Origin of the sequence: Phosphitispora fastidiosa, assembly GCF_019008365.1 — a bacterium.
GTDB classification, from domain to species: Bacteria; Bacillota; Thermincolia; order Thermincolales; family UBA2595; genus Phosphitispora; species Phosphitispora fastidiosa.
Genome location: NZ_JAHHUL010000002.1, coordinates 240,098 through 263,797 on the forward strand (window position 1 = coordinate 240,098; position 23,700 = coordinate 263,797).

21 protein-coding genes, 1 other RNA gene and 1 pseudogene are annotated in these 23,700 nt (G+C 42.2%); 1 reads left to right on the forward strand and 22 read right to left on the reverse strand.

Translation table 11 applies throughout. The features are described 5' to 3' along the window. Positions 1-223 precede the first annotated feature (223 nt). On the forward strand, positions 224-655 hold the full coding sequence (locus Ga0451573_RS03465) for an alpha-1,2-fucosyltransferase (protein ID WP_231682487.1): 432 nt from the start codon (positions 224-226) through the stop codon (positions 653-655). Positions 656-1,044: 389 nt separating this feature from the next. On the opposite strand, the gene Ga0451573_RS03470 is transcribed toward Ga0451573_RS03465, so the two are convergent. The 22 genes and pseudogenes from Ga0451573_RS03470 to Ga0451573_RS03565 all read right to left on the reverse strand — a co-directional run bounded on the left by Ga0451573_RS03470 (position 1,045) and on the right by Ga0451573_RS03565 (position 23,698). Beyond that, entirely contained in the window at positions 1,045-1,455 is a 411-nt protein-coding gene (locus Ga0451573_RS03470; protein ID WP_231682488.1) for a HEPN domain-containing protein, read from the reverse strand. Then, on the reverse strand, positions 1,442-1,762 hold the full coding sequence (locus Ga0451573_RS03475) for a nucleotidyltransferase domain-containing protein (protein ID WP_231682489.1): 321 nt from the start codon (positions 1,760-1,762) through the stop codon (positions 1,442-1,444). Before Ga0451573_RS03475 ends, Ga0451573_RS03470 begins: the two co-directional genes overlap by 14 nt. 251 nt (positions 1,763-2,013) lie before the next feature. Beyond that, positions 2,014-6,426 carry a coiled-coil domain-containing protein gene (locus Ga0451573_RS03480; RefSeq protein WP_231682490.1) on the reverse strand — a complete coding sequence of 1,471 codons (4,413 nt, stop codon included), beginning with the start codon at positions 6,424-6,426 and terminating at the stop codon, positions 2,014-2,016. A 13-nt stretch (positions 6,427-6,439) separates the two neighbouring features. After that, positions 6,440-7,207, reverse strand: a complete 768-nt coding sequence (locus Ga0451573_RS03485; protein WP_231682491.1) for a DUF6063 family protein — start codon at positions 7,205-7,207, stop codon at positions 6,440-6,442. Next, on the reverse strand, positions 7,194-8,753 hold the full coding sequence (locus Ga0451573_RS03490; RefSeq protein ID WP_231682492.1) for a hypothetical protein: 1,560 nt from the start codon (positions 8,751-8,753) through the stop codon (positions 7,194-7,196). The genes Ga0451573_RS03485 and Ga0451573_RS03490 overlap by 14 nt, the downstream gene beginning before the upstream one ends. A 14-nt stretch (positions 8,754-8,767) precedes the next feature. After that, positions 8,768-9,835 (reverse strand): Wadjet anti-phage system protein JetD domain-containing protein, encoded by a 1,068-nt coding sequence (locus Ga0451573_RS03495; RefSeq protein WP_231682493.1) that lies wholly within the window; start codon positions 9,833-9,835, stop codon positions 8,768-8,770. A 456-nt stretch (positions 9,836-10,291) separates the two neighbouring features. After that, positions 10,292-11,441, reverse strand: a pseudogene (locus Ga0451573_RS03500) (IS3 family transposase). 639 nt (positions 11,442-12,080) lie between these two features. After that, positions 12,081-13,433 carry a cytosine permease gene (locus tag Ga0451573_RS03505; RefSeq protein WP_231682494.1) on the reverse strand — a complete coding sequence of 451 codons (1,353 nt, stop codon included), beginning with the start codon at positions 13,431-13,433 and terminating at the stop codon, positions 12,081-12,083. A 16-nt stretch (positions 13,434-13,449) separates the two neighbouring features. Beyond that, entirely contained in the window at positions 13,450-13,626 is a 177-nt protein-coding gene (locus Ga0451573_RS03510; RefSeq protein WP_231682495.1) for a hypothetical protein, read from the reverse strand. Between the two features lie 271 nt (positions 13,627-13,897). Then, the gene (locus Ga0451573_RS03515) at positions 13,898-14,116 is read right to left on the reverse strand and encodes a hypothetical protein (protein ID WP_269438078.1); all 219 of its coding nucleotides are present in this window, start codon (positions 14,114-14,116) and stop codon (positions 13,898-13,900) included. Between the two features lie 329 nt (positions 14,117-14,445). Next, entirely contained in the window at positions 14,446-14,661 is a 216-nt protein-coding gene (locus Ga0451573_RS03520) for a hypothetical protein (protein WP_231682497.1), read from the reverse strand. A 15-nt stretch (positions 14,662-14,676) separates the two neighbouring features. Further along, positions 14,677-14,889, reverse strand: a complete 213-nt coding sequence (locus Ga0451573_RS03525; protein ID WP_231682498.1) for a hypothetical protein — start codon at positions 14,887-14,889, stop codon at positions 14,677-14,679. Next, the gene (locus Ga0451573_RS20205) at positions 14,886-15,152 is read right to left on the reverse strand and encodes a helix-turn-helix domain-containing protein (RefSeq protein WP_353740060.1); all 267 of its coding nucleotides are present in this window, start codon (positions 15,150-15,152) and stop codon (positions 14,886-14,888) included. Before Ga0451573_RS20205 ends, Ga0451573_RS03525 begins: the two co-directional genes overlap by 4 nt. Positions 15,153-15,481: 329 nt before the next feature. Further along, positions 15,482-16,039, reverse strand: coding sequence for a thermonuclease family protein (locus tag Ga0451573_RS03530; RefSeq protein ID WP_231682499.1), 558 nt, complete (start codon positions 16,037-16,039; stop codon positions 15,482-15,484). 146 nt (positions 16,040-16,185) lie between these two features. Next, the gene (locus Ga0451573_RS20210; protein ID WP_353740062.1) at positions 16,186-16,320 is read right to left on the reverse strand and encodes an HNH endonuclease; all 135 of its coding nucleotides are present in this window, start codon (positions 16,318-16,320) and stop codon (positions 16,186-16,188) included. Between the two features lie 138 nt (positions 16,321-16,458). Beyond that, positions 16,459-17,634, reverse strand: a complete 1,176-nt coding sequence (locus tag Ga0451573_RS03535) for a hypothetical protein (RefSeq protein WP_231682500.1) — start codon at positions 17,632-17,634, stop codon at positions 16,459-16,461. A 155-nt stretch (positions 17,635-17,789) separates the two neighbouring features. Then, positions 17,790-18,170: RNase P RNA component class A (gene rnpB / locus Ga0451573_RS03540), an RNA gene on the reverse strand. Between the two features lie 141 nt (positions 18,171-18,311). Next, positions 18,312-19,052, reverse strand: coding sequence for a reverse transcriptase-like protein (locus Ga0451573_RS03545; protein WP_231682501.1), 741 nt, complete (start codon positions 19,050-19,052; stop codon positions 18,312-18,314). Positions 19,053-19,173: 121 nt separating this feature from the next. After that, complete coding sequence (locus Ga0451573_RS03550; RefSeq protein WP_231682502.1) at positions 19,174-19,884, reverse strand: zinc ribbon domain-containing protein; 711 nt, start codon at positions 19,882-19,884, stop codon at positions 19,174-19,176. 82 nt (positions 19,885-19,966) lie between these two features. Next, positions 19,967-21,088, reverse strand: a complete 1,122-nt coding sequence (locus tag Ga0451573_RS03555; protein WP_231682503.1) for a Nif3-like dinuclear metal center hexameric protein — start codon at positions 21,086-21,088, stop codon at positions 19,967-19,969. Further along, on the reverse strand, positions 21,061-21,768 hold the full coding sequence (locus Ga0451573_RS03560; RefSeq protein ID WP_231682504.1) for a tRNA (adenine(22)-N(1))-methyltransferase: 708 nt from the start codon (positions 21,766-21,768) through the stop codon (positions 21,061-21,063). The genes Ga0451573_RS03555 and Ga0451573_RS03560 overlap by 28 nt, the downstream gene beginning before the upstream one ends. Positions 21,769-22,378: 610 nt before the next feature. After that, on the reverse strand, positions 22,379-23,698 hold the full coding sequence (locus tag Ga0451573_RS03565; RefSeq protein WP_231682505.1) for a TIGR03111 family XrtG-associated glycosyltransferase: 1,320 nt from the start codon (positions 23,696-23,698) through the stop codon (positions 22,379-22,381). Positions 23,699-23,700 lie beyond the last annotated feature (2 nt).

A 23,700-nucleotide genomic window follows, 5' to 3' on the forward strand; every position in this document is an offset into this window, starting at 1 on the left:
GGAGAACATCATAAAAGATCACAATTGTTAGGTAATTTAAGGATAAACCAGATTTTTTTACCGGATAATGTAGAAAATTTTCACAGAACCTACACCCAGATACAAAAACGTCGATTTTTCAGGAAATTTTCAGTTTCATACATCCAGCTTTGCACCTTATAAAGAATATTTTCAGTCTCTTTTTATACCGGTTCCTGAAATAAAAGCTGAGATGGACACAGGTTTGGCAAACCTGTTCTCCCGGGGTAAAACAATTATCGGATTGCATATCAGAAGAGGAGATTATAATGACTATAAAGGTACAAACAAACAAGTATTTTTCTTTATTGCTCCAAGTGCTTGGTACAAAAGCTGGCTTAGTTCCATCTGGTCAATAGTGCCTGATCCGGTATTGTTCATGGCCAGCGACGAAATAGATGTTGCTGCCTCAGAGTTCTCGGAATATCATCCTGTAACTGTGCAAGACTTATACAGTCCGCTCCCCGACAATTACTTCTATCCCGACTTTTATTTGTTAAGTCAATGTGATATGTTGGCAATTTCGAATAGCACCTTTTCCTTTGCAGCAAGTATGCTGAACAATAAGGCAAAATCTTTTCTGCGGCCTGTTCTGCATTTAAAAAGACTAATTCCATATGATCCCTGGGCAAGCTAGCCGCTGCTGAATATCATTAGGAGATTCTACTGATAGTACGCATGAAAAGAAATAGAACGATATCTGCCGGCTAGTTCCGGTATGTTTATTTTGGATAGGTTTCTAATGACGCGCCTTCTTAAGCACAGATTTTGCCGCCTTCTCAATATCATCTGATTGGGATAATTTTTATAAATATAGTTTCCATATGCTTCAAATTCAGAAAATCTGGATAATTCCTCTTTATCGATATTGTTTATTATTGCGGTGTACCATGTGGTGTGATGCCTGGCCTCGATTAGCTTTTTCAGTTCAATAACCCTTGAACCGGCAGCTCGAAACGGTTTTAGTTAAAATACCTGCATACTCCAAAAATAACCACCCTGCTTTATAGTTTCAGAGAGATTATCTCACGGTAAAGTGACTGCTGTTTGTCCGTCGTGCTTCTTAATCTTTTCTGTAACAAAAGTCATTATCTTCGCAGCAATTTCAATAGCAATTTCCACATCTGAGTGTTCCGGTGTTAATAAATCACCGGGATACCGGAAAAGCGTGCTATAAGGGTTTAATTCATCAACAAGGTCATGTAAAACATCAAAATCCGGGTCAATGTCAGCACATTGGTTAACCAGTTCATTCAGATCATGAGTCCTAATCACAGGTTTTCCGTAATACGCTAAATAGGCCTTTAATGATTTTTCAGCACATTGCTGCGTATGATATACCGCTGTATCAAGAATTGGATCGTTACCGGCAAATAATTTCTTGGAAGACAATAAATCGTGTTTAGCTTTAATTAACCAGTCTTCATGCAGCTTCATAAAGTTTCACTCCCTGGAGTTTTATTTTATAAAACAATGAAGATGGCTCTAATGCAAGTTTTTCAAATTCCTCTTCGGTGTATACCAATATATCTTTTGAAACTCTCATATCCCTCAGAGCCTGATAAGCCGGTTTCATTCTTTTATATGTTTTTTGTTCTGAGTGATCAACAATTATGAGAATATCCAGGTCACTGTCCTCTTGTGGTTTTCCCCATGCAAAGGAGCCAAAAAGATATATCTTCTTTGGCTCATAGGCCTTTACCAGCTTTTCTACAATTATAGATATCTTTTGATTATCTACCATTGATAATCTCCTTCCTTCTATTTGACATTCCAAACAAGCCCACAAGTCCTATTATTTATATTTTATTAGTACAAGCCAAAGACTTCAACCCGAATACCGTTTTTTAACATTATAAGCTATATATCTGCTCTTTTATACATTTCGGGAGTAGATTTCGATTCCATAAAATCGTGTTCTTAGGAAAATTATCTCACGGTAAAGTAACAGTATTCTTTTTCACTCTTTCAAAGTCTTACCGGTTTAAAGCCTTGTTAAACCGGCAGCATCATCTGGGAGCCGTCACCTGAAGCCGTATCAAGCCGGTAGAATCCGCTTTCCATTTGCTCCGCGGACATTATTTCTTTGCCATAAGCGTTTCTCAGTTGCAGACTGTAAACAACCGGAAACCTTTTCAATATGTCATCCTGTTTATGGGCAGTCAGGCAAAATAACTGAATCTTATTTGCCGCAGCTATTTGGAAAACAGTATCCAATATATGAGGTGAAGATGCTTTACCAAAAGGATTGTCGGCAACTAAAACCTTCCACAGGTCCCTCCGCCCTTCAGTCTGCTGCCGGATGTGGGTAAGCATAATCATAAACATGGTAATATAGATGCTGTATTCTTCTCCCCCCGACCAGCGGGAAACCTCATCCCAGGGTGCATAATCAATTTTACCGTGACGGATTACAGACTCCTGCCGGGGTTTATAGACTGTTACCCGGCAGTTGTCAAGAGGAGCAATTATGTCCAGCAGATGCCGGGTTTTCAGTTTTTCTTCCATCCTGCGGTTAATTTCATCATCATCTTTACCTTCCTGTTTCCACAATTGCATATCTTCCAGGGCTTTTTCAAAATAATAATTCATTTTATCAGCGCCTTCTGCTTCGTCAAGCAGGGGCCAGTCCAGGCGAATCACCTGAATTTCGCGTTCATAAAGTTTAATCCGGGAGTTTTTCGGAATTTCTGTAATACTCTCATAAACTGCCCCGGCACGACGTAAACACAGGCTGATAAGGTGTTTTTTATTTATTTCACACTCGGCAAGAGTATTATTGAACTGAATCTCATACTGTTCCAAACCTTCAAAAATTCGCAGGAACTGGTCTTGCACAAAATCATAATCATAAAGGCGGTTATCCTCCATTATGGTCTTAACGTCACGGATAAACTGCCTGACCTTTGGATTCTCCGTGCTCTCAAGTTTGCCCAGATACCGGTCAAATTGCCTTGCGACTGTTCCCCTCTGTTTTTCAATATTACTTTTAGTGTTATTAAGTTCTGTTTCTTGCTGTGAAACAATTTTACGGGGCTTGACTTTGAAAGACTCCCATTCCCCGGCAGAATACGGGACACTTTCATCCCAAAACCGCCGTACTTCTTCAGGTATCTTTTCTTCTAAGGTTTCATAGGCGTCATGTGTTTCTTTCTGCCAATCAACCCGAGACTTAATTTGTACTGCCAGCTCTTCCAGAAGCTTTTTTGCGTTATCCATCTGGTTAGCAGTGCTTTCCTTTTCCAAAAGGTGGTCTGCTTCTGAAAAGCCGTCATAGGGCTCCTGCCCGGAAAAATCAGCAGCAATTCTATCCACTATATCCTCAAGCACTGCTTCAAGCTTAGCAGTCTTAATTTTTGCCTGTTCATGCTCAACCTTCTTTTTATCATAAGCATCTTGGCGCTCCCGGACAACTTTCCCGGCATCCAATATCTCTTCTCTGGTCACTATGCGGCGGTTTTGTCTCAGCCAGTCCTCATCAATTCCGGTGTCTTCCACCTGTAACAGGTATTCTTTCTTTCGTTTCACGGCATTTTCCATCAAAGTCTGGGTGCTTTGGCGCTCTTTCTGTGCATTTGAAAGTTGCTCAATTATGCCCTTTACCTCAACTTCGACATCATCATATGATAAATTGAGTACCGGTACAAGCTCAACATCAGCCAGCTGAAAAGCTGCAAAACTGTCCTTATGGCTGTTTATCAAGCCTTTGGCCTCTTTAATCCTGCCCTTCTCCTTCTCCTCTTCCCCGGCCAGCTCCACCAACCTCGTCTGAAGCTCTGCCATTTTAGTGTTTAGTCCTTCAAGCCGGTTAGTAAGCTCTGTTTGTTCCTTCGCTTTGACAGGATACTCATCATGCAGCCGGCAATATGCCTTAAGCTTTTCAATTATCGAATTCAGCTTCTGTTTCTCAACAGTTATTTCCTGAAGGGTATTTTCTAATTGGCTCATTTCCCCTTTTATCAGATCTTTTTCCTTTTCACCTGATTCAATTTTTCCTCCAAGAGATGCCGCCTGACCAAGCAGCATCTGCTCGGATGCTGCCCATCCATCCACTAGCCGGCTGTTGTATTTTTGATAAAAATCTTTTACCTTTTCCTGAAGCGAAATAATGTTTCTTTCCCGGGCTGTAACTTCACTTAACTCGCCTTTCCTAACAGAAATCTGTTCCTCAAGCCCGCTTTTCGTCCTATTAAAGAATTCAGCAGAGGTATAGACTCCGAAGGATTCAGGAAGATAAATAAATAATTCTTCCTGCCAAAGCGGTATAAAAGAATCCGCCTGTCCACCGGTTCTTAAAATTCCCTCACTCTTCACCAAGAACAGGAGAGGGATGTCAGAAGTCCATTCCCGAGCCTGTTTCATTATACTTCTTACGGCAGGAACCTGGTTCTCTTCAATCAAAACTGCAAAGGGCAGACCCGGTTGAGTCCGGATAACAGCTTCCTTTTCTTCCTCAGACAGTTGCTGCTCTGCCAGCCATTCACTGCCTAAAACCACGAAAATCCCGGATTTTTCAAGCCTGTTCTTTATTTTAAGCAGATCATGGTGGGGTACATAAAAATCCCGGCCTTCCAATAAAGCCCACTTCTCCTGCAGGTTGGCCAGCTCTGCCTGTATGCTCAGCTTATGCTGCTGAACAGTGTCAGAGATATCCCGCAGTCTCAGGAGAACTTCTTCCTTCTGTTCGAACATGGATTTTATAAACAAATGCTGTTCACTGAGCAGGCCTCTGACAGAGTCTTCTTCTTTGGAAAAACCTGCAATCCTGTCTCTATATTGGTCTGCCTCATTTTCAACCTTAAGTTGCTCACCCTTCAGGCTCAGGATCTCTTCGCCAAGGCCATCAAACCGGGATTTCAACTCTTGTTTATGGAGATTTGTATCAACCTCCTTAGCTTCCAAAGAACGAAATTCATTTTCCCGGTTTTTAAGCCCCGCGGAAGGACCAATAACCTCTTCCGGGCCGACCAGCGGGAGCAGTTCCTGCCTGGCCCTGTCATACGTCTTAAGCCAGTTACTTACATCTGCCAATTGACCATTCATTTCCCTTTCCTGTGATCTGGCTTGTCCCTGCTCTCTTGTTATATTATTTTTCTCATCTATAAGCTTAACAAGTTCCTTCTCCCTGGATGCCAATTGTCCGTCCAAATATATTTTCTTTTCATCCCAGGCCGCCCGCATAACCTGTTTCTTTTCCTTAAGCAGACCTAATAATTCCGGCTGGCCGCGGTCCATTAAATCCAGTTCCGTGCGATATTTGTTTTCGTCTGTTTCGGCCTTCTCAACCTTGTTAAAATAATCAGCGGCTTTTAGAACTCTTTCGTTTTTACCTGCCTTATCCAAATCGTTTTTCGCTCTCAGAGATTCGTTTTCCAGCGTTTTCCCCACGGCCTGGGCAGCTTTATGTTCCAATTGTTTCAGGAATGCCTCATAACTCCTGCTCTTCCAGGAAAGCTCCCTTTTCCTTTCAATGACTTCACCCTGTTGTTGCAGCAGGCTTTCCGTCTCAAGTTTCGCCTCCTCGGAGAAGGTATAAAAGGTCCGGGCCAGCCTGACCATCTCCCTGGTCTTGGCCCCAAGATCCCCCTGCAGGCGGTCAAGTTCAGCCACTTCATCAACAACTCCCTGAGCATGGTCGCGGATGGCGGCAAAATCCTTCAGGTTCTGCTTGATCACCGGTATTTGCATGAGCATTTCCCGGTGTTCGGTGAATGCATTAAAGAGTTCCTTCTTCCGGGTTTCATTCTGGAAAATAATCTGTTCCACAGTCGGAATAAGCAGGTTATCCAGTAACTGCATGGTGGTCCGGCTCTTTTCAAAAAACTTGTCCACTCCGCCTTCCGAACCGTTTGTATCCCTTATGTTTTTCCATTCCTCAGGGACTATCTGGTATATTTTAAGCCGCTCCTGATAAATACCCGGTGATTCGATAGCCTGGATATTATTATCACGCAGCCAGTCCTTAAGTCTCTGGTACTGCATCGGACGCTTCATCCCATTTATATTATCGGTCTCTACCAGGGGTAGCGCTTCAATATCCAGGCCTGGCCTGTTTTCAAACATGTAATTAAAATAACGCACCTGCACATCACTGCTGCGGCCGCTGCTGAAACAAAATCCAGTACACAAAAACTGCCTGCGGTCCCCGCTGTTATCCAGCAGCCATTCAACCGCCACATGACCGGTATACTGGGTGTGCCTTAAAAGATGGGCAATCTTTCGCTCACCCATTTTGGTATTGGGCAGCACCGTCTGTAAAATCAGCTGAATAAGCAGGGATTTCCCTCCGCCATTAGCCAGTAACAGAAGCGAATCAACCCCTTTTGTGTCAAAAAGAATATCAGGCAGGTGTTTTTTCCCGTTATCAAATTGGATATTAGTCACTCTTATCCGGCTGATGCGCGGCATAGTATCTCTCCTATCATTCCTTAAGTTCCAAAGCTGCGGCTGAAATGTCTTTGGCCAGCAGGGGCAGGGATTCTGACAGCATCTGCAGCAAATAATCCTTGCGATGACTGTTAAAATAATACTTAACAACTAAGTGCTCCATTTTGGGTAAAAGCCTGATTTCCCTGTCTTCCAGCACCTGGACCAATCCTTCTTCTTCCAGAAATCTCATGATTCTCAGAATAAAGCTGATCCTGTTGTTTACAGCCTTCTTTAAATTGACAATCTTGTCATCAAAGGCCGGAATATCCAGCCATGTTTCAGCAACACTCAGTAAGTTTATCCGGTAATTATCTTCCTGGGCCTCTATATCCGCCGGGTCTGCTTCCATAATAGTACTGACGTGCATAGATACGGTTTCCTCCAGTTCTTCAAGAGGGACAAACTGGCGGGAAGCCAAAGACTGGTCATCACTGTTATAGAACTTGGCCAGCAGATTGAGGATGATGAAATACGCCAGGTAAAGTTCACTGTTATTTCGAAGACCCAGCTTTTTCCTCAGTTCATCATTCTTGTATCCAAAGACCCGGTTCCCCACTCCGGGGGATAGAAATAACATATCACCGGTGGAAAAAATCTTAACATCTGCTTCCTTCTCAATTACTTCTTCAAGTATATTTCGCACCTCAGGGCGGCTGTAATTGTAATGGTAATCCCGCTGGGTTTCGTCAATAACGCCTTTCTCCAGCAGTTTCATAAAGATTTTAAAAGCCCATCGCACATCATCCTCAAGCCACTCCATCAGGGTTAACCCTCCTTACTGTAAAATCTGACATTACATAACCGTTAGGCAGGTGAATTATCTCTTCTCCAGCAATTAGTTCAACTGCTTTTAAATCGCAAATATCGCTATAACCGGCCGCCATTCTTACCAGCACCCTGGGCACATCATCCAGGACCATGGTTTCTGTTTCCCACCCGGCCATCATTGGTATCCGGCCCATCTGGTGCAGCTGAACAATAAATGGATAGAAATCCAGCTGATTGATAAGCTCCTCATATTCAGCAGGATCATTCTCTTTTAATTGCCGGAGAACACTGCTGACCTTAATCTCATCCTGTTCAATCAAAGGTGTAAGCAGCATTAGCAGGTATTTCTCCATCTTCCTTTCTTTTTCCAACTGAGATTCACGCTCTTTTTCTTCCTCCCTGCGCTGGATTTCCTCTACCATCTCCGGCAATTCCTGTTCACCCGGCTCTTCACCCTGACCTTTCAGCCTTTGTTCTTCAAAAACCCTGCCAGGGTTGTAAGCTAAGGGTTTATTCACTGGGAGGACAGGGTCCAATAGCTTCTTTAGCACATTTATTTCAATATTCCTCTGTACAACCGGAAAGAGGAATTCGGTTTCAAAATTCACCTTAGGGTTAAATGCGGTCAGGATCATTGATTCAACTGCATTAACCATCAGGTTTTGGACCCGTATTTTTTCTGTAAAAAGTGACTCGTGCAAATGTATCACATCAATTAGCCGGCGCCTTATTTTAATGATCTTTTCAATTGCCCGGTCCTCTTTTGCTGTAAGTTTACCCGCATGGTATTCATTCATTGTATAATCAATCAGTTCCTGAAGCTCATGAAACACCGCTTTTTCCCTGTTTAACTGCTCATTAATTCTTTCCAGCTGTTTCTCCAATTCCCGTTCCCTGGCCACCTGGAGAACATCACGGATAATCTTTTCCTTGAGCTGCCGTATTCTTTCTTTTTCTGTTTTAACGGCCAGCGCCAGTTCCTCGACAGACCTTAGCGCCCCGTCAAAAACCCCTTTTTGGATCTGCTGTCTTAAATAAAGCTGAGTAATGGAAACCTGCAGTTCATTATACATTTCCTTGGTCTTGAAAAGCATCTCCAGGCCTGCCGTGGAAAGTTTAAGGCGGACCAATTTATCCTTGATATCATAATCCTCTAACTCTACCAAATGAAATTTATGGGTTTTTTCGGTATTTGTTTCGATATCCGGATAAGTAAAGGAATGAGGACGGCCATTGTTCATCAGCCCTTCCCGAACTATAAAATCAGCCAGTTCCGCGGCTTCCTCCTGACTAAGCTCTTCATTATACTGCTGGCGGACAATATGCTGCAGGAAAAAAGCTATTGCTTCATAAGTACAATCCTTCTCAACCCTAAGCATATCTTCCAGGATAAACAGCATAACGGCTACGCCTAATGTGGGGAGGTTATAAGGGTATTTGGTTTTCTGGCCTAATGCGATAATTGGAGTAAAAACTGCAATATTACTCATCCGTTCCCCAAAACCGCTTAACATCTCATTGAACCATTCTGTTCGCACCGGGTTAACACCACCTAATCTTTCTGCTCTGCCGCCAAAACCCGCATAGCTGCATAATCAAGTCCTTCCTGAGGAAGGTAATACCCCGCCATCAGCATCTTTTTCATCCCTGCCGCAATATCCTTGGTAAAATATGCCGCAAATTCTTCAACTGCCTCATGGGAAAACCTCTGGTTTTTCCTAACCACAGGGGCATCAAAACCATACTTCTCAAACAAAATCTTATAAAAGAAGACAAACGGTTTAACAGGTATTTTCGCAGCAAGAGCATGCCATATACTAATTCCTTCGGGGTCTAAATCCCCAAAATAGCAAAACTCAGAGGTTACATTTTGATAATCATCAAGTTCCCCGTAAAAGGAAATACTTTTTTCTATCTTTCGCCCTTCACCATAAATCAGCAGGGAAAACTCTATACCATCCCATGAATTAATGCCTTCCTGAAAAAGAGTCTTCAAGGAAAAGAACGTGTCTTTGTTCTCTACAATGAGCACATTAACTGGGCCGCTGTTTTGCTTCTTGCTATAATAAAAAAACGGCTCATGAGTAATATAACACTGCAATTTATCCAAGTCCAGGCCAACCCGCTGTAAAAAATTCTGCCCCTGAACCGAAAGAAGCCACTTCTCATCACGAAAGACCTGAAAAGACCGCTCATTAACAGTAATTGGAGTCAGTTTACCCAAATCAGGGTTATCTTTTAAAAAACGGTCAAGTAAAGATATGTACCTCTCATCCTGCTCAAGCTCTTTGACGTGCCTGAGATAAAATGAGGTGTTTATCATTGGATGATACTGGGTTAATAGCTGCCGCCTCTTTTCCAGCTCCGGCTTTTCATCACTGGGCACAATCCGGTAAATATTATAAAGCTCGGGACTCTTACAGTTTATTCCTCTTGCCTTAACCGGTGAAAGGATGCCCTTTTCAACCATGTCTGTGATTATTTCAGCAAGTACCGGATATCCTCCGGCCTTCCAGTAGCCGTCAATCCCCAGAGAACCAATTACATGTCTTTCTATAAGTTCACATTCTATAAGTTTTTTCTTTTGGTTCACTATAAAACTTATTACTGCTTGTTTCATTGGGCGTCACATCGCTTTTAAGATGATTTTATTAATTCCATTTTTCTTCATTTTTTGCTCAAAACCTTTAAGCTATCCATATTTTCCCTTAATTTAGGCAAAAAAATCCCCCGCATGTTCTCAGGGGGATCTTAGCATATATAAGTGACAGGTGTTTGTCAGTTTAAAATACCCATATTCAGGCGTTGTCACCAATATTTCCCTACTGAATAGACTCGTGCTCCCATCGGAGAATAAAATCCTTCTCATTACATATTGATTCATAAACGGGGAAAAGAAAACGTTTAATAAGCTTCATTACATCAGGAAATTCCGGAATATCCTTGTTATCAATTCTTCGGACAAATAAATCCCATCTTTTTCTCAACTCCTCGTTTTGGCAAAATATAATGTCCCCGCTTGTCAAGACACGAAAATAGATTTGCTAAGATAAATATCCCTTCCATATTTTAGTTGTTAAGCTGCAAGCGTATTGTACTTGTAATAGATATTATGCGGAGTAGCATAATCAAGCCCTTGGTGGCTTCTTTCGATGTTGTAATGGGCCATGAATTCATTGGTCATCTCTTTTACTTCTCGGATAGTTTCAGGGCGTAACAGATATAACCGTTCCCACTTAAACGATCTGAAAAAGCGCTCTATCATGATATTGTCAGTGGCGCGGCCTTTTCCATCCATGCTGATCCTGATGGATTCGTGACCCTTTATATAATCGATATAAGCCCTGGATGTAAACTGGCTGCCCTGGTCGCTGTTGATAATTTCAGGCTTTCCATAAGTGGCAATGGCAGCTTCTACTGCCCGAACAATGAAGTCAGAATGCATAGTGTTGCTGATTGACCACCCCACGATGAACCTAGAGTACCAGTCGATTATGGCTACCATATACACAAATCCTTCTGGTGTCCCTATGTAGGTTATGTCGATTGACCAGACATGATTCGGATGATTGATATCTAGGTTTCGCAGTAGATATGGGTAAGTCTTAGCTTTCTTGTCTCGCTTACTAAGATTTGGTCCTGGATAGAATACGTGGATACACATTTCTTCCATGTATCGCCGCAGAAGCCGCTTGCCGACTTTTTCAAACCCTAGCTTCTGAAGCTCGTTCCGGATGCACCTAACCCCATAAGAAGGCTCCTTGTAGTGAATTTTGTCAATCGCATTCTTAATCGCAATCTCACTTGTTGACACTTCAACTTCAACATTTTGATAGTAAGCGGTTGATCGCGGGAGCCCAATGAGCTCACACTGGCGTTTGATTGTCAACTTAGACTTTTTGTGTTCTACTAGCGCTTTTTTTCCTCAGTTCCAATACTTGAACTTGTTTTTTTTTAAGCCAATCAAGGTCGATGGTTAGTTCTCCAACTTTACGCTCGAGAGCTACCTTCTCAACTTCGAACTCCTGCTTTAGCTTCTCTAGCTCTGTAGCCTTCTTGTCGAAGACTGAAGGCATATTGGTGAGAAACTCGGATCTCCAACGGCTTATCAACTGCTGACTTACTTCATACTTGTTTGCAATTTCAGCCAATGTGTTTTCCTCTCGAAGGGTCTCAAGAACGATATTGGCTTTTTCCTCTGGGGAATATTTTTTTCGTTTATTCATCATGTCACCATTATATCTTAGTTTTGAAATTTTGTGTCCAACCCTATGTGTACATTATATTTTGGAAACTTCTATTTATCGTGGTCATATTCTCACTCCCACTAACACATATTTATCTTCTAAAGATAAGTTGCATTTTACAAAACAACTGCAATTTTTAATTTTTGCAGTTGTTTTGTAAATTAACCTAATACTATCATATCAATAATCCCGGTTATTTCAAACTATCTCAAATTATATATTATACAAAACAACTGCATTTTCCCCTTTTTGCAGTTGTTTTTGTAATACTTATTTTTTTAATAAAAGAACGATTTTCCTGTATCCTTCGAATTGGTTGAATAACCAATTCGAAGGTAAACAGCAAAACAAGTGAGTACAAGTCAGATGAAAAAAATTTTTAAAGGCACAAAAAACTAAAAACACTACTCACTTTTAAAAGACAAATAAAAAGCTTGGAACGCCCTATTTATAAGGGATCCCAAGCTTTTCTCATTCCACAACTGTCAAAGACAGGAGTATATATTAGGATAATTGGCCCTTTTTAGCGGGAAGTTGGGTTAAAGGCAGGCAATGTAGTCTCTAACCGCCCCTGTGACACTCACATAAAGAAATTAAGCACTCACTACTTCTTCTTGGTCAATTTTTTTTTCTTTTTGCCATGACAAAGGATAAGACCAGATAACTCACTGAGCCGACTATAAACGAAAGCCCGCTGCTGGTGGTGAAATAGAATACAGGACTGAGGATCTCGCCGGTACCAGGGTTATACACCAAAGCCCCTGACACAAGACCCAGCACAACGGAGACGAAACCTATCGGTTTGAAGCTCTTATTTGAGTCATAAAGAGCGCGCAGTGAAACCTTTTGTTTGCGAATAAAGAAATAATCCACTATCAATATACCGCAAATCGGAGCCAGCAGAAATGCAGAATAGGAAATAAACGCGCCAAAGTATTCTACTACGCCACCCCAAAGGGTCAAGACCGCCATGTAAGCTGTCGTAATAAAGGCAAACCACTTAAACTTAAGATTCGGGAAAACTGCTTTCAGGATCATGCTGTATATGTAAGTACCCGTACCGGCAGTTCCGATGTTGGCAATTGCAACCAATAACAAAGAGAGCAGTGCTAACTTGGGTCCGCCCAACGTGGCAAGAATGGTTGTCGGATCATCCGTGAAGATTCCGGTCTTTGCAAACATTGCCAGAGACAATACGCCCCCGGTAAAGACAAAGAACGGAGCGACAACACCATAGCTGATGGAAGTGGCCCAATAACCTTTTCGCTCATTGTTGCACAGCCTCGGTATGACAGCTACCCCCATAGCCCAGGAAATGGCAAACGCCACGCTGGCTTCTATATTCAGAGCGTAGGTGTCTTTCGTATACGTCGCAGGAGTAAAGCTGGTAATCGACTCAAGCGGTACAGCGGTAAATGCTACAACAGTCGCGATTATTCCAACCAGCAGCAGAGCAGAGACCATAAACCGGTTGGTCAATCTGATTGTCCCCGGGCCTCCAAGCGCGATAAACATTCCGAGGAGGACGCAAACCAAGGCAACTACCGGCCGTAATCCCGGCGCAATTCCAAACCCTAACTCCTCGGCCAGACGCATCATGGAACCCGCGAATATATCCGCGCACACTGAAAACCAAGGCAGCACCATGATTATTACCGCAACTGCAATCACCCTGTTGGCCGTTACACCGAAGATGGAGCGCATCCAAACCCAAATGTCCACGCCATACCGGACCGCAAAAATCGCCGGAAGCGCTATCAGCGTGATGAAAAGTATGTTGGGACCGAACACGCTTGCTATTAACTGCTTAAAAGTCAGGTTTTGCGCCATAAAAGCGCCCTGTGTATAACACCATGTGGCAATGGCATATCCGCTGGTAATCAGCAGTGTGTCAATAAATCCGTATTTCTTTTCGCTTTTTATCATCGGCACTACGCCGAAAATGGCTTCTTGATCGGTTGCTTTACTCATATTCTTTCTCCTCCATTCACACTAATCCCCAAATAATCATGCCCGCTCCCACGAAAATCGCCACACCAACGAAAAACCAGTCCACTTTGTTGAAGGGCTTGCCGAGGTCATACTCTTCATTTTCCAGCTGAGAAATTCGGTTTTCAATCTCTTGATTCATTGCCTTTTCGAAATCAGATATTTCTTTTGCCATTGTTAACTCTCCTTTCAATCATCTCATGTTTTGCTTTTCAGGCGGTAGTAATCCTGCATATCGAGATACATCGCAAGCGGATACTCGCCAAATATTGTCGAGTGGCTGATTCAAAACCGCTGAAAAATTCATAAGATTTATAGTTTTTAGGCTTTTTGCACCCCCCATTCGCATAGATTCGTTTCGAAAACGCGACTTTTTCAGCGGTTTCGGACGGTTCTTCTGATACAACAAGTGTCAAGAGAACTTTCTTTTCGACACTTGATTTGGACTAATTGGGGTCGGCGTTATGCGGTGTCGCCGGAGATGACCAGAATAACGCTCCGCTCAATCTATCCACAAACACAATGGTGACTTTGAACTTTTTCGTGGCGACATCGCCGGCATGTCCGGATATCACCCTGTCGCCAATCTTTATTTCAAGCGTGCCCTCCATCATGTATTCAACTTCATTGTAGCTAAGCGCCCATTCAAACTCCGAGCGGTCCATCTCTATAAAGACGCGCCCAGATCACGGTTTTCGCTAAGCTCCAGTACGTCTTTCAGGTATACCTTGTCTCTTCTAAAGTCCTTTCGAACAAACTTCTAAATAAATTATATATGCAAAATTCATACCATCAAATTATTCAATGATTTTCAAATAAGGCCTGCACATAATTTCTTAATTTTCGAAGCTACTATTAGGAAAACAAGCGTTTTTTGCTCACCTTTTTAAAACTGCACTTGTGCTGTCAAAAAGTGTAATTATTTTTTTCACTGAAAAATCTCATTCCACTTTTTTGGTCCTACCCGAACAAATCACAATTGAAAAGTTCTATCCTAGTTTAAACACTTTAATATTGCAGCAAAAACCTTTGTTTCATCTTCAACAAAAGAAAAATCCCCTGTTCCCTTTACCGCCAATTGACGGATTTTTCCTTGTTTAGCCGGAGGGAAACCAATAACACTGAGTTTGTCATAATAGGCTGCCACCTTAAGTGGGTCCCTTCCTTGATTCCATGCGCCATCTGTAAGGATTAAGCCCCTTTTTTTCAAATTTATTGAGCTGCTTTAAACCTTCCTCCAATACCAATCCCACATCTGTATCACCATAAAGTTCCAATGCAAAAAGTATTTGTAGAACAGTTTCAGGCCCAACGTTCTCATCAAGGGCCTTAAAACCGTAACTCCGCTGCTAAAAGCCAACACAGCATAATCCCTCTTAAAATAGTGTGCAATTGAAGCTGCAGTAATAGCCGCAAGAATAACCTTTATACCCTTCATAGAATAACTCCGGTCTCTGAATAGGAAATATTCTTGGATACATTAAGCAGACCATTTGGACCTATTGATTGATAAGTTTGAATCCATTGTCTGATGTTTGAAGGGTAAACACCTAACAGAATTGCTAAATGATTAAGTGAGTCTTCCCCGCGAAGGTATTTTTCAACAGCCGATATTCTTTCTACTCCTGATATTTTCGATTTGTGGGACAAAAAAAGCTCCTCCTTGTGATAAACAGTTTTATTATTTAAACTGTCTACCACAAGGGGAGCATATCACCCTGTTGAGAAACGGAGGCTTTAGTTATTGGGGTAATCATCCTAATACTATCGTGGGCTGCAAACACCACATGGTGTATATCCATACGCTCTGGCATTATTAACATCCGTAAACCAAATCTCATTCCCGGGAAGTATCTTTTTTGCCCATTGACATTCCTGGTAATGGTATTTATTTGATTTTTTGCTGCCTACATATCTCCCCCTTGAGGACTCTGACCCCGTGAATCCCCACAACCCATTGCCGTCTTTCCGGGCCTGAGCTTGAAGGTCTTTAAAGTAATCGACATATTTTACATTTGGCGGAACTGTCATCAACTAGGCATATCCATTAAGCAGCAGAACCGCATTGAACATTTTGGATCTGATTTCCTATTACTGCCCGTTAATGGCTTTTCAAGCCAAACATAGGCTAACATCCGCCCGTATTTATCTCTCTCTGTTACATCGAATTCCAAAAAGACTGACTTACCGTTTAATACTCTATTGGTAAAATTCGAAGCTTCCGGGCCATAAGCCTCCACCGGTTGGGTGGGGTGTTTGGTTTCAGGAGTATCTACCCCTATCAACCGTATCCTTTCCCGATTCCGATCCACAATGACATCTACAGTATCACCATCAATTACAGATGTGACCTCTGCCGGGACCACTTCTATCTGACTGTCAACCCTGTGGTTGTTTACCGTGCGATTATTTACTGCCTGGTTATCTGTTATCAGGTTGTTTTTACCTGTAGCTGCATAGTTACAACCTGTTACTAAGGCAAAACATATGACAGCACTTGCAACAACCCTAGGCTTCTTATATAGCCGGGGAAGAATCACTGCGAAAAATATTGTTAATAATAAAACAAGCATAAAAGTGTTTTCCATAGAGCCTCCTTGAAGTGCTGTTTTAGATTAGCTAGACTTTATGGAACCTTATTGCAGAATATTAGATTTCCTTTTTAACTACTGTCATATTTAAAAATCCCACAGTTTGCACCCGATTGTCCCTGTCCAGTCACTGAGGACCAGATTCAGGAAACAGCCCGGTTTGTTTTTGTAGTTTTGCACCAATGAGCTTTTCTATGGCAGTTTGGACACAGTGCCAGTGCATTGTTAACAGTATCACCCCCTTCACTCTCCTTTTTGTTTCTTTTGATGAAAAAAATAAATCCCCTTTAAGTACCAAGGAGATTATCTTATATCAAGGTGACAACAATTTATCAGTTATGATAATTTATTGCCAAATTCGCAAATTATAAACTACTAACCATTCTGAATCTATAAAGGCCATTTATCTACTGAGCCTACAAAATTAATGTATCATTCGATTTCATAAAACTATCAAAATCCTCAAAATCGGCATGTTTCAATTCTTTCCCAAAGTATGATGCGATTTCTGACATGCTATTAATACATAACATTAAATCAGACTTCATTACCCCTTCATCAAAATTATTGAAGAAATTGTTGAAAACATACTGGTTTTTTTGCAGTCTTTCTTCAACTAACTTTTCAAATTGAGCTCTTTCTGCCCTCATGACCTCAATAGATTCTTCGTACAATCTAATTAGTCTCACGGCCTCTTCTTCTCTAAGTTTTGCGTGTTTGAAAGTATCAACACATGTCTGATAAATATTTGACGCGAGCATGTATCCAATCAAACTACCCACCAATGCTCCACCCGGTCCAAAAACAACACCTGCAGTCATTCCTGAATATACACTGGCCATGGTACTAAAACCTTTTTCTCCAATCTGAATCATTGCTTGTTCAGAATCTATATCACCCTTGATAAAATCTATTACGGTAATTCCAACATCGATCATTCCAACTGCGATGCTTGTAGCCACATTTGTTTTCGAAAGAATAGCATTACCAGACTTTTGTGCAACAGTTCTAACCCCGGTACTCACCATACCGGTAACTCCACCACGAAGCCCAGCCTTACCAGTATCTATCACCACATTTCCAACAAACTCTTTCGAATCAATTTCCGATTTGCACAATGATATAGAATTTTTTAAAACAGAAATTCCTCCACCAATTACTATTGAAGCAATCATGGTTGATTTAACAGATTGGCACAATTCTTCTCTAAATTGTTTTGACTCAAGTTTGTGGGAATAACCTTGTGGATTCCTGGCGGCTTCCATTGCTTCATTATAGCTCGTACCACCGGAACAGATTTCTCCATGCTTCAACTCTCCAGTCATATTTTCCAGCGTGTCTGCGTATTCCGGTGCCTTTAATGTCCCAGCTTCAACTCTTTTCTCAGCGAGTTCACGGGCTTTATCAACTTTATCAGAGTTGAACAGTTTTTGCATTCCCTCATATTTTTTATCTGACATCTCAAATAAGGCACTAGATGCTTTATCGCTCGACTTTGCTTGAACTTCCCTAAGAACTTTATTTCCATCTCTGATTAATATATCTGCCGGATCATGAGGAAAGCCTATATTTTCGACAATAATAACCAACATTACCGACATAAATTATTTTTTATTGCAATTATAATGTTTCTTTCTAGAATAAAACTGTCTGTCGTCCCTTCGAAATAGGTCTATTTTTGGCAACCGATTTCCGCACAAAAAAACAGCGCATATTTGCAAAAATATACGCTGCCGTTGCATAATTAAAACCGAGTAAATCGATAAGCCGAGTTCTGTCGTTGGATGATCATCTATCTCGAACGGCTGTTACCAGCCGCCTCTAGCGACCTAACCCGGGAGCGGAACGGGCCGTTCCATTGCCCCCCTATTCGGTCTTGCTCCAGGTGGGGTTTACCTAGCCAGCCAGTCGCCTGGCTGCTGGTGAGCTCTTACCTCACCTTTCCACCCTTACCACGGATGAACTCCGGCCTTAAAGGCTCTGGCCTCTTACCGTGGCGGTTTATTTCTGTGGCACTTTCCTTAGGGTCGCCCCCACTGGGTATTACCCAGCACCCTGCCCTGTGGAGCCCGGACTTTCCTCAGATACCGCCTTTCGGACTGGTATCCGCGATCACCTGATTTACTCGATTTATATTCAACTTTGGATTCTTATCTTAACACCTTTTCAGAAATAAGTCAAATACCTTGTTTATCCATGTTACTTCCATATATCTAACTCCCATATATCTAGCTTTCATATAACTATTAAATATCGCAGGTTTAACCCACTATTTGTGCTGGCTCACTTCCAGCAGATCTGCTCTCATTGGTTGATATGTGACTATTTCTATCGTGTCCTCCAGAGCTTCAATCTCATGGTCGGAATATGAACTAACCACCAGACCGGCGCCTTTAAGCATTACGATATCCTGGTCGGCAACCACATACTTCAGCGCTCCCTGGACGATATAACTGCCCTGCTCGTGATAGTGCCGGTGAACTCCAATCTTGGAGCCCTTCTCGTACTTAAATCTGACAAGCATCATTTTAGGAGTAAAGGCAAGAATAAGCCCCGATATGCCCGGATAAACCTCAAAATTCAGGGCTTGGGCGGTTATGCGTTCTGATGATGCCGCCGAGGCTGCCTTTGCAAGCTGCTTGGGTTTCTGATTATTTTTCCCTTTTATAAAAGATACCTTCAGACTGTTAAATGACTTGGAAATCTTTTTTACACTTTCATGAAGCGGCATGATACTTTGTGCCCTGACAGACATATTATCGGCAAGTTGACCGACTACCAGCCGATTATCTGATAATATGACCACATTTTTAAATTTCCATTCTGCAGCCCTTGATAAAGCCCGGAAAATCGCATGATAAACTGTCGAATTCTGTGTCTCTATACCGAGGTACTCCGCTTCCTCATAAAATGGCACCCCGGCAGGGTCGGTATAATAACAGATTCCAATACCCGATTCGCCATTATTCTGGTGTGCATGGCCGGCTACTGCTATATATAAGGTATTCAATTTCATACACTCCCTACTATCTTCATATTTTTCATAATTCAACAGGAATTGCTTAATATCATTATATGAAGATAAATAGTTATGTGCTTTATCAAAACAGACAAGAAGTGATTTTTTCTGTTTACTTCATTATCAGAAGCCTCCCGCAATTATCACACTTTACATCGCTGCGGTCTTTTGCTTTTTTTAATATGTCAAAAGAAACACTCATATTGCACCCCGAACAGATCCCTCCCTGCAGAGCCGCAATCCCTTTGCCGTCTTTAAACCCGGTACAAAGTTTTTGATACTTTTGCAGCGCCTCCGGCGGTACTTTTCCCTTAATTACATCCAAGCGTGAAGTAACCTCTGTAAGAGCGTTGTATAAACCCTCTTTTGTTATTTTATACCTGCTGTTCAGGCTTTTAAAGGTATTCTTCCGGTCTTCCAGTGCGGACCTCAATTTTTCAATCTTTTTTTCCTGATTATCGGCCTTTTCCATAATTACCAATATCTTTTCTTCAACAGCAGTGCACTGCAGCCTGAGTTTGGCAACATTTTTTTCGGCCGTTTCCAGCTCCTTGGCGCTGCTGTTTTGACCTCCATACAGTTCCTCACTTGCTTTTTCAATCTTCTCCTTGAAAACTGCCAGTGCATCTTCTTCACAACGAATACTTTTTTTCACCAGTTCCAGTTCCCTTTTCAATCCATGTACTTCCTTCTGCCCTGCCTCAATCTCTGTTTTTAACTCTTTAAGCTCCCTGTATTCAGGAATAGACTTAATCTGTCGTTGTATTTTCCCTTTGTTTTCTTCGAGGTTCTGTATTTCCCAAAGGTTTGTAATATTCTTCAATCCCGTCACCCCTTTTTGTTTTTCCTATTTTTTATCTGATAGAATTTTTTATTCAATAAAAATAGAAGGCTATAGCCTTCTACTAAAAATATCCGAAAGGATCATTGTTGTTTTCCGAAACATGAACAGGTACGCTGTATCCCGCTTTGTCAAAGCCATTCCGCAGCAAACCGGCAACCCTGTCAACAACAGGAAATTCGGTGGCAAAATGCCCGGCATCCACAAAAGCCATTTTAAGTGCGAGAATATCCTGAGCTTCGTGGTATTTCAAATCACCGGTAAGAAATACATCTGCCCCCGCAAATGCGGCTTTATGCATCAAACTGGCCCCGCTTCCACCGCAGACCGCTATTTTCCGCACTGTCATATCCGGACTGCCGCCATAGCGCAAGTTTGAAATATTAAGATTTCTTTTAATACTTTTAAGCAGATCTTCTAAGCGCACCGCCTGGGGAAGTGTGCCCACCCTTCCAAGACCCATCCTTTGACCGGTGTTTTCCAGCCTGAAAATATCATAAGCGACCTCTTCATAAGGATGGGCTTTAATCATGGCTTTGACAACCCGGTGGACATGTTCTTCCCGGATTACCGTTTCCATCCTGAATTCATCTGTTTTTTCTAGTACGCCCACCTGACCGATAAACGGGTCACACCCTTCTGCCGCCTTAAAAGTACCGGTCCCCTGCACCGAAAAAGTGCAGTCCGAATAATTACCAATCCACCCCGCACCCGCCCTGGCCATGGCTTCACGGACTACATCCTCATAGCCCCGGGGAATATAAACCACTATTTTAAATAGTCTCTCAGTTTTATCGGGGTTTAATACTTCCAGGTCCTGAAGCTCCAACAGCTCTGCCAGCTCCTGGTTTACTCCTTCCCGGGCGCTGTCCATATTAGTATGGGCACAATATACGCTGATATCATTTTTTATCAGTTCAGCCAATAAGCTGCCATGGGCCAAATCACGTCTGATATGCTTTAGCGGCTTGAATATCAAAGGATGGTGCGAAACAATCATGTTTGCACCCTTGGTTACAGCCTCAGCTGCTGTTTGGACATTGATGTCCAGGGTTACCATGACTCCGGTGACCACACTCCCGGGGTCCCCGACCTGTAGACCTATACTGTCCCATTCCTCAGCAAGACTTTTGGGGAAATAATTTTCCATTAAATTAATTACTGTCTGGCATTTGAGAGCAGGCATTTTTCAATCCTCTCCAAAATCTCGATTTCCTGCCGAACTTCCCGCCTTTTTAACGCGGTTTTCGGCGAAGCGCTTTTTCCCATATCTAAAAAAATCCTATTATAATTATCCAATTCATTCCGTATTACTTTAATCAGGAGCGGGTGTCTTTTTTCAAACAGCCTCGGCCCCACTGCTACTATCTCCATATCCGCAGTCTTTTCATTTCCAGGGACAGCACAAATAATCTCATAAAGCCGGCCGTCTTCCTCAACAACATCCTCGTCCTCAATGCCCCACCCGTTTTTGACCAGCCACTGCCTTAACCGCCGGGAATCATTCATCGGCTGAAGAACCAGTCTTTTCAAGCTATGAGCAGCGCCCCCGGCATTTTCAATGATCTCCCGGATCGTGGCACCTCCCATCCCCGCAATAACAACTGTATCTACTTCGCCAGCATCGATTATTTCCAGTCCGTTACCCTGTCTGAGCCTTATTTTGTCCAAGAGGCCTGCTTCAAGAACATTTTTTTCAGCCATTTCCAGCGGGCCTTTGTTGAGGTCTCCGGCAATCACTTTCTCTGAAATGCCCTGTTTAATCAAATAAACCGGCAGTATAGCATGGTCTGTACCAATATCTGCGACTACGCTGCCAGTTGGAATAAATTTTGCAATTGTCATTAACCGCGGGGGAAGTCTCAATACATATCCCTCTTTAATGACCATTTTTCTAAATTCTTATCTCATCTTATTATTTTCCACATTTCACTGTTAAAAACCTTTTTAGAAGATTATTTTCTCATGAAATTAACTGATTTCTAAAATTTCTTTAATTGCCGCGTATTTTAAAATTATATTCCGGGCACAATACTGAACGTAAAGGGTTCATAACAGCCGAGCGAAGATCATTACAGGCTCTTAAAAGGGTCTGTGATGGTCGAGCAAAGGTCATTACAGGGTCTTCTCTAGTTTCCTTTTGGCTTCTTTTTGGCTCTGTAATGGCCGGAGCGCAGATTATTACAGGTCTCGTATGGGTCTTTAGTGGTCCGAACGATTACTATGGGCTCAAAAGGGATTTGTAATAGTCGAGCCACGATCATAATAGGTTCTGGAAGAGTTCTTTTCAGATTTTGCTCTGAATACGCGGCTTAGGGGTCTGTACTGGCCGAAAGGTCATTACAGGCTCGTTAGGGGCTTATTATGGTCTGACAAAGGTTGTCATAGGTTCCGTAAGGCTCTGTAGCAGCCGAAAGGTTGTTGCTGGGTCTGTAGGGATTTATGGTAGCCGGCGGTAGGTTGTTATGGGCTCTTTTTAATGCTTTAGTTTCCCGATAGCCTTTATTGTCTGATTAACCGGGTCTTCCACTGTCCAGATGGCTCTTTCGGTTACCGCATGAATTGCCCCGGCAGCACGGAACCAGAATACCAGAAACCTGTAGAGCGGCATAAAAATCACCCTCCAGGCATTATTCTTTAAATAATCCTGATATTCTCCATCTATGTGCTGATAGGCAATTAACAAATAATTAATATCAATGAACAAATAAACCAGGTATACAAAAAAGTTTGCCAAAATAATGAGTTCCATCGGATAACCAAAAAATATTAATAACGGGGTTAGAATCGTCCATACAATGCGCGGGAACATCAGGGTGTGGTCCACAAACAAAGTGCGGGCGGCATACGACCTCGCTAATTTCAATAAACCACCTTTATAATGGTCAACATATGATGCGATAACCTCAAGTTCTCCCCGCTGCCACCTAACCCTCTGGGAATACAGCTTTTTCAACGAAGGAATTGGTTCTACATACACCTTCGCATTTTCAAGAAACATAATTTTCTTACACTGATTTTTTCTGCGCAGTTCAAAGGTGAGTTTGGTATCTTCTGATATCGAATTCTGGTCATAAAGAAAGGTTTGCAGAAGACTCTTCCTGTTAAAACACGAAAAGGCTCCTGCCAGGGTAAACAAATTATTATGATGTGCCTGATATTTTCTCCCAATAAAAAATGCTTCCAGGTATTCAACGAGTTCACATGACTGGACCAACCTAAGCAGCAGGGATTTTTTTGATATCCTGCTGAAATCGATCATAATTGCTGCTGTGGCGCCGGCAACTTCCTCCTGCGCAAAAAGGGCCTTCACCGTCTCCATAAGCACATTAGGCCCAAGCTTGGTGTCAGAATCGATGTTAATTAAAATTTCGCTGCTGCCCAAAAAAATTCCCGTGTTTAAGGCCTTAGCCTTGCCCGGTTCATTAAGTTTAATCCATCTTAGAATCATATCCGGGTTTTTGTCGGAAAAGCTTTGAAAGACTGCAAGACTGCCATCAGTACTGCCATTATCAATTAAAAATAACTCGACTCTACCCATAGGATAAGTCTGGCAGGCAACTGATTCCAGACACTCCAATAATGTACTTTCCGAATTAAAAACCGGTATAACCACAGATATCTGGGGATAAAAACCTGGTAATCGGCCATCATTGGCATCATCCTTTTTTCTTTCCCTAAGTTCCCGCCAGGAAAATACAATGTGGACCAGAGCAATTACCCCATCAACCAAAATAGGAATCAGAATCCATATCCCCCAAAACACTATAAAACTGTAAAGCAAATCCCTGTTCATTA

Excerpts from the sequence above, each read along its gene's own strand:
- Ga0451573_RS03470 (WP_231682488.1), bottom strand. The coding sequence starts at position 1,455 with ATGAAGCTGCATGAAGACTGGTTAATTAAAGCTAAACACGATTTATTG.
- Ga0451573_RS03475 (WP_231682489.1), bottom strand. The coding sequence starts at position 1,762 with ATGGTAGATAATCAAAAGATATCTATAATTGTAGAAAAGCTGGTAAAG.
- Ga0451573_RS03480 (WP_231682490.1), bottom strand. The coding sequence starts at position 6,426 with ATGCCGCGCATCAGCCGGATAAGAGTGACTAATATCCAATTTGATAAC.
- Ga0451573_RS03485 (WP_231682491.1), bottom strand. The coding sequence starts at position 7,207 with ATGGAGTGGCTTGAGGATGATGTGCGATGGGCTTTTAAAATCTTTATG.
- Ga0451573_RS03495 (WP_231682493.1), bottom strand. The coding sequence starts at position 9,835 with ATGAAACAAGCAGTAATAAGTTTTATAGTGAACCAAAAGAAAAAACTT.
- Ga0451573_RS03505 (WP_231682494.1), bottom strand. The coding sequence starts at position 13,433 with ATGAGTAAAGCAACCGATCAAGAAGCCATTTTCGGCGTAGTGCCGATG.
- Ga0451573_RS03510 (WP_231682495.1), bottom strand. The coding sequence starts at position 13,626 with ATGGCAAAAGAAATATCTGATTTCGAAAAGGCAATGAATCAAGAGATT.
- Ga0451573_RS03515 (WP_269438078.1), bottom strand. The coding sequence starts at position 14,116 with ATGGACCGCTCGGAGTTTGAATGGGCGCTTAGCTACAATGAAGTTGAA.
- Ga0451573_RS03525 (WP_231682498.1), bottom strand. The coding sequence starts at position 14,889 with ATGAAGGGTATAAAGGTTATTCTTGCGGCTATTACTGCAGCTTCAATT.
- Ga0451573_RS03530 (WP_231682499.1), bottom strand. The coding sequence starts at position 16,039 with ATGGAAAACACTTTTATGCTTGTTTTATTATTAACAATATTTTTCGCA.
- Ga0451573_RS03535 (WP_231682500.1), bottom strand. The coding sequence starts at position 17,634 with ATGTTGGTTATTATTGTCGAAAATATAGGCTTTCCTCATGATCCGGCA.
- Ga0451573_RS03555 (WP_231682503.1), bottom strand. The coding sequence starts at position 21,088 with ATGCCTGCTCTCAAATGCCAGACAGTAATTAATTTAATGGAAAATTAT.
- Ga0451573_RS03565 (WP_231682505.1), bottom strand. The coding sequence starts at position 23,698 with ATGAACAGGGATTTGCTTTACAGTTTTATAGTGTTTTGGGGGATATGG.